General features: G+C 55.1%; 5 protein-coding genes. All 5 read right to left on the bottom strand.

Annotated elements, in window-relative coordinates:
* Positions 1–790, bottom strand: a 790-nt coding sequence (locus AAC083_RS17525; RefSeq protein ID WP_258224751.1) for an efflux RND transporter permease subunit, incomplete at its 3' end; no start/stop codon positions are given.
* Positions 787–1,902 (bottom strand): efflux RND transporter periplasmic adaptor subunit, encoded by a 1,116-nt coding sequence (locus AAC083_RS17520; protein ID WP_042038335.1) that lies wholly within the window; start codon positions 1,900–1,902, stop codon positions 787–789. The genes AAC083_RS17525 and AAC083_RS17520, both read right to left, overlap by 4 nt.
* 61 nt (positions 1,903–1,963) lie before the next feature.
* Positions 1,964–3,601: an MFS transporter gene (locus AAC083_RS17515; protein WP_219927904.1), complete on the bottom strand. Its 1,638-nt coding sequence runs from the start codon at positions 3,599–3,601 to the stop codon at positions 1,964–1,966.
* A gap of 68 nt (positions 3,602–3,669) precedes the next feature.
* A complete protein-coding gene (gene glsA / locus AAC083_RS17510; protein WP_108537273.1) occupies positions 3,670–4,674 on the bottom strand; it encodes a glutaminase A in 1,005 nt (334 codons plus the stop codon).
* 31 nt (positions 4,675–4,705) lie between these two features.
* Positions 4,706–6,280 (bottom strand): alpha/beta hydrolase, encoded by a 1,575-nt coding sequence (locus tag AAC083_RS17505; protein ID WP_219927903.1) that lies wholly within the window; start codon positions 6,278–6,280, stop codon positions 4,706–4,708.
* Positions 6,281–6,504 lie beyond the last annotated feature (224 nt).

The raw sequence follows: 6,504 nt of genomic DNA, 5'->3' as shown, positions 1-6,504 counted from the left end.
CGCTGGCAATATCGCCAAGACGAATAATCCGCCCGCCAGCAACAATGGTCATGGCTTCAATATCACGCTCAGAATCCAGCGCACCACTAACACGCAAAAATACTCGCTCGTGCTCAGACTGAATCACGCCTGCCGGGGTTACCAAGTTTTGTGCCTGCAGTGAGGCTAAAATCGCCGGTAGGTCAAGGCGCAAGCCAGCCAAGCGTTCGGTGGAGAACTCGATAAATATTTGCTCATCTTGAGCGCCCAACACTTCGATCTTGGAAACGTCCGGCACCTGGAGCAGTCGTGAGCGGGCGCTTTCGACGTAATCACGCAACTCGCGGAAGGTAAAACCGTCGGCCGTAAACCCATAAATAATGCCGAAAGTGCTGCCAAAGTCATCATTGAAGAATGGCCCGACCACGCCCGATGGCAGGGTATGACGCATATCACCAATATTTTTACGTACCTGATACCAAACATCTTCAACCTCGGCGGGCGGGGTTGACTGCTTCAGGTCGACAAAAATCGTGGCCTGGCCCGCAGTGGTGTAACTGCGCACACGCTCAAGATGATCCGTCTCTTGTAAGGTGCGCTCGAGGCGCTCAGTAACCTGCAGCAGGGTTTCCTCAACCGTAGCCCCTGGCCACGCAGCTCCCACCACCATGCTCCTGAAGGTAAACGCAGGGTCCTCGCCACGGCCCAAGTTAGTAAACGATAGCGTCCCCGCCACCACGGAGAGAATCATCAAAAACACCACCAACGAGCGCTTCGAAAGCGCCCACTCAGACAGATTCGGACCTATCACGATTTACTCGCCTCTAGCAGACGGACCTTCTGGCCCGGACGCAGCGCCTGTACTCCGGCAGTCACAACCACATCACCAGGGTTAAGCCCTGCACCAACCTGGACCTTGGCCGTATCTTGGCCGCGCACCTCGATAGTGCGTAGCGACACTGTCAGTGCCTGCGCGTCGACCACCCATACTGCAGGTTTGCCACCCGCACGGGTTAACGCCGAGGCGGGAACCTCAATGCTGGAAGCCACGGACAGTTTTAAACGTCCAGTCACAGTGCTACCTAAGCGCATCGCCGGTGGTGGATTAAGCAGACCAATACGCACAGCAAAAGTGCCCGTTACCGGGTCGGCACGGGGCGAAATTTCACGCACCTTGCCTACGGCGGTAACCTGTGGGTCGCTGGTTAAAAAGACCGTGATCTCCGAGTTGCTCTGGGCGCTGTCTTTGATCTGTGCCGGCACGCCAAATACCGCATCACGTGCACCATCGCGCGCAACCTGAACAACCATCCGCCCTGCCCCGACCACCTCGCCCGCCTCAGGACCACGTGCCGTCACCACACCAGCCACATCAGACAATAGACGCGTATAGCTCAAGCGGTTTTTCGCCAAGTCAACCTGCGCCTTCACTGCCTTAACCTGTGCATCTGCCGTCCCCAAAAGCGCCTCGGCTTGGTCATAAGTTGCCCGCGAGACGGCATCCTGGGCGACCAGCTCGCGCATGCGCCCGTAGTTATTGCGCGCCTCAAGCAACTGCGCGCGAGCCGCAGCTAACTGAGCGCGAGCCGCCTGTAGACCACGCTCCTCATCTTGCTGATCGAGCCGAGCAATCAGTTGACCAGCCTTGACGCTATCGCCAATATCCACTGTGCGCATGATCATTCGACCGTCGATACGAAACGACAAGTTGATTTCAGCCTGCGCCTGCACTGTGCCGGTCAACGAAAACGCGCCATTGCTGTCACGACTTTCGATGGTCATCACGCGAACCGGGCGAATCTCCGCTTGCAGCTCTTCGCCCTCCCGCTGGCAGCCCGTGACTAGTGCCAGAGAAGCAAGCGCGAGTACAGCGGTCGCGGCATGTAAATGGCCAACACGCGTGGCAAGGTAATTCACAAACACAGAACGACTCCTTTCAATGGTATTGGCACTTGTTCGAGCGGGCGCAGTCAGCCATCAATCATTAAACCTTGGGTGGCTGTCCACTGGGACCTTGACCACGAATATAACCCGGTAACCGGCCGCTCGGTACTATGACTAAAAGAGCCAGCGCAGCCATTAACAGAAATGTCAGTTTCAGCGCTTTAAGGCGTGCCTCAGCGTTAATTCTCACGGCCTCGTCAACCTGCTCCGAGGTTGCCGTGGTTCGCGACATAACACCGAGCAAGCGATCGTTACTGACGAAGGTGGCCCGATCGAGATCGACCTGTTCAATCAGGGCTGCAGGAATAGTCGGATTATCAACCAAGGCGCTATTAATATTCATGCTCAGGATACCCACCACCAACGCACCGGCAATGGCACTGCCAACACCTGCCGATAAATTATTCACCGTGCCACGCAGCGATCCCACGTCACCAGCTAATTCTTTTGGCGATGAGGTGACCAACACGTTAAATAGCAGCGTAACCAACGCACCTTGGCCCAAACCGAACATGGCTAGGCCCAGCACAACCAACCAGTTGCTCCAGTCGTTTTTCATCACGAAGGCCAGCAGCGCCATCGCAATCGACACCAACACAAAAGAATAACGGGCGATCTGGCGGGGCGCCAGTCGATCATAAAGACCAACGACAAGAATAGCCGCAGTAAACACTGACAGTTGGTAAGGGATCATCGCCACTGCGGTGTCGAAACTAGAACGCCCCTGGACCATTTGGATATACAACGGCACGAGGAAGGTCAATGCATTACCCAAGATCACAATCGACATCATCGAGTACACCGCCGCCCGTTCCTGTGGTGACTGGATAACTTCAAGGGCTAACAAGGGCGTTTCGTGACGTGCCTGGCGACGCTGCGCCCAAGCCACGAACAACTGAATACCCACCAAACCGACAATCAGCATGAGCAACGCCGGTGATAGCCCCAGCACATTGAACGGTGCAAGTGTATTGGCCAGCATCAGCCCCCAATTGTTCAGGTTGTTGACCCCAAGGCTGATCAGGATGACTGAGGTTGCGGCCAGGATCACCCCGACACCGTCAATTTTCACCTCAGGCACCTTGGCAACGGGCTTGAGTCGCAGGGTAAGAAACAGGGTTATCGCGGAAAACGGGATAACCAGTCCAAATGCATAGCGCCAGCCAAGGTAGGTACCGACCACACCAGCCACAAAGAAGGCGGTTACCGTCGCCATAGCCTGCACGGCCCCCAGAATACCCAGCGCTTTGGCTTGCTGCTTGCCGGAGTAATTGTTGGCAATCAGCACAACCAAGGTTGGCACTATGGCGGCCGCAGCCAAGCCAGCGATGCCTTGCGCAGCAATCATCACGGCTACATTGGGGCTGAAGGTCATCATCACCATCGACCCGCACAAAACAACAGTTGCCAAACGAAATACCGTGAGCGCACCAAACATCTGACTGAGTTTAGCGCCGAGCATAATAAAACCGGCAACAGCCAGAGAGTACGCCACGATAGCAGTCGCCACCGTCGTCGGGGCCGTATTGAATTCCTCGACAATACCGCCAATAGATACCGGCAAGGCATTGATATTCAACGACATTTGTGCTTGCCCCATTGAGATGATAATCATCGGCAGCCAAGATGCTTGCTGCTCCGTTTGCTCACCCATGCCTGCAGAGAACGCCTTAGTCATAATGTTTCATCCCTGGATAATTACGCCAAGCCAACTGACTGGCGAGATACATCGATACACCCAACCACTCAATGGTCAGGCTTAGAGGCAAACAGGTTCAAACCCATCCGTTCGGAGAGAAACTTCGCCACACGCTGTCCTTTAATGCTGTTGCCGGCCTCATCGAGCGCAGGCGAAAACGTGCCCAATCCCCCCTTACCCGGCACCACGGTAACAATGCCACCGCTAACACCGCTCTTGCCCGGCAAGCCTATTTCATACAGCCAGTCACCCGAAAGCTCATACAGCCCGGCGGTTGCCAGCACAGCCAGTACACGCTTACAGATCGAGGCATCCACCACCCGCTCTTCGGTAATAGGGTTGACCCCGCCATCCGCCAACGTCGCCCCCATGATGGCAAGGTCACGAGCCGAGACGTTTAGCGAACATTGCTTGGTGTAAATATCGGTGGCTTCGAGGGCGTCGAAATACATCCGATCGTAGCCCTCCAGCAATTTGGCTATGCCGCGATTACGTAGATTAGTGGCGGCTTCAGAGTCGTAAACTTCGCGATTGAGGGTGAGTTTTCGGCCGGCAAAACGCGACAGGCCCTCTTCGATAAACTGCCATTTCTCATCGGCGTTAACGCCTGGCGCGAGGCTGGTGGCTGCGATAGCCCCGGCGTTGACCATCGGGTTCATGGTTCGGTCTTGGTTGAGCTCGACCGCCATCACCGAATTAAAGGGCAGCCCGGTGGCATTCACGCCGAGCTTAGTGCGCGCCTCGGCTTCGCCAATCGCTTGACAAATCAGAGCGAACACAAAGGGCTTGGAGACGCTCTGAATGGTAAACTCATAGGAAACATCGCCAGCCGTATAAACCGCCCCGCCAACTCCCACAACACAGATACCAAAAAGCTCACGCGGCACTTTAGCCAAGGCCGGAATGTAATCGGCCACCCGTCCCTCATCCAGCGACCGATAACGCTCGTACGCCTCGGCCACCAATGACTCTATCTGTTCGGCAGGTGGCAAATGCCCGGTCGACACGGACTCAAGTAGCTCATTTTCATCAAGTGGAATCCGTGTGTGCATGTCGTGCTCCTATTTCGCTGGACGATTGTACTTACTCGGGACTATTCGCACCGTTAGCACTTGGTGCCGCCGTGCTGCGGCCACCGCCAAGACCCTCTTCGATACGTTTAAGCATGTAAGAAAAGAATGGATTGGAAGACATCCGCGTCAGCGAGTCCATGCTCACGATCAGCGTACCGCGCTCCCCGCGTGCCGCCATCGCGCCTAAATTAACGCCGTAATCGAGGTTATCTCCAGGGGTTAAACCATACAGTGAATCGTCGAGCGGAAATGGCAGCGCTAGATGCGACAAGGAAAACACTTCACGCGGGTAAACCAAGCCTAAGGCACGCGTTTGCCCCTTTGTTGAACCTGCCGGGGTGGTGCGCTCCATAACCTCTGCTTGGTTAGGGCTAATGTTACTGATAACGGTCGCGGTATAGGCACGCGGCGGCGCAGGTAATAAACGTTTCAGCACGGTATCGTTACTCACGCGCAGTAGCGGGCCAATTTTAGTATTGCGGTTGATGTCAAACAACACCAACTCACTGCCATTGGCAGGCAGATGAGCATAGAGCGCGTTGATGATTGCCCGCGTGCTAACGGTAAAGTCGACCACCGACTGAAAGGTTAGTATTGGGGCCAATTCGCTCAAGCGACCTTCACTCTCATAGCGCGCTATGCGTTGCTGCAACTCGTTCGACATCAGCGCAGTCTGGCGCGCCGCATTAACCGGAAATGAGTTGTATTTAAACGGATTAAACTCCGGGACTATATTCAACCATGCGGCCTTGGCAAACGCGGGAAATACTGCAGGCCAGCCCATCATGCCGGCAAATCGCGCCATACTGGTGATGCCGATCATTGGCGAGATCAGCACAATGCGATCTGGGCGAGCAAGCGCCTTATCGGAGAGAGCTTCAAGGGCATAATTCATCGCCAACGCGCCGCCATTGGAGAAACCGATAATATGCAGAGGCGTAGACGCGCCACCCAGTCGACGCGCTTCACGCGCAGCCATCCGGGTCGCTGCCGCCCACTGCTGCCACTCAACCTTGGTCAAGCCACCCGGAACGGTGCCATGCCCCGGCATCCGCGCAGCAACTACCACATAACCATCGGCCTGATAACGCAAGGCAATGTGACGCAGACTGTAGGGCGAGTCGGTCAGACCGTGCAGCAACACCACCGCACCTATGGGCGTGCCCGTCGGCATCATGATGTAAGAATGGTTCCAGTTATTGGCAAAGTTACCGGGATAAATTGGGCTATCGACAAAATAACGGTCGCTAGCATTGCGCGACTCAGGATCCAACCGATCACTCACCTCGGTACGTACCTCGGCAAAAATTCGCTCTTCGGCGCTCACGTACTGAGCCCAGTCAGCCATATCAATCTGCTCGACCGTCAATTCATGCGGCACAAAAGTATGCCAAAGCTCCAATGGCGCACCGCGCTGCGAGTCATAAGCACGCACACCCAATATCGTCAGCACGCTGACGCCTAGCACCAACGCTGCCCATTTAAATGTTTTCAGTGTTGCTCTTATCATCGGTTTTATCTCGTGCAATAGCGCAATAATAGACAGTGATGCAATGACAGAAGTCGCGGCAATAATAGATGGCAAAGCCAATTAGACCTAAAGGTTTTAATTGCTATCAGGGTGCTCTAGTGGAACATCTACGATGCCACTAACGGGGGCGCAGGCGTCAGTCATCAGAGCCTTATACTAATACGTGATGCAAGCAGATAAACATGATTATAGCCTGCCCTCACAACACTGCCACTGTTTGAGTCTGTAGTGTAGTGGTCAACTAAATCCGGACACTTGGTTAGGCCGAACCTCGGCTT

The organism is Aeromonas sp. HMWF014, assembly GCF_963878295.1.
Lineage (GTDB): Bacteria > Pseudomonadota > Gammaproteobacteria > Enterobacterales > Aeromonadaceae > Aeromonas > Aeromonas popoffii.
Note: the sequence above shows the minus strand (reverse complement) of the source record. Positions and strands in the feature narration are given on the sequence as shown.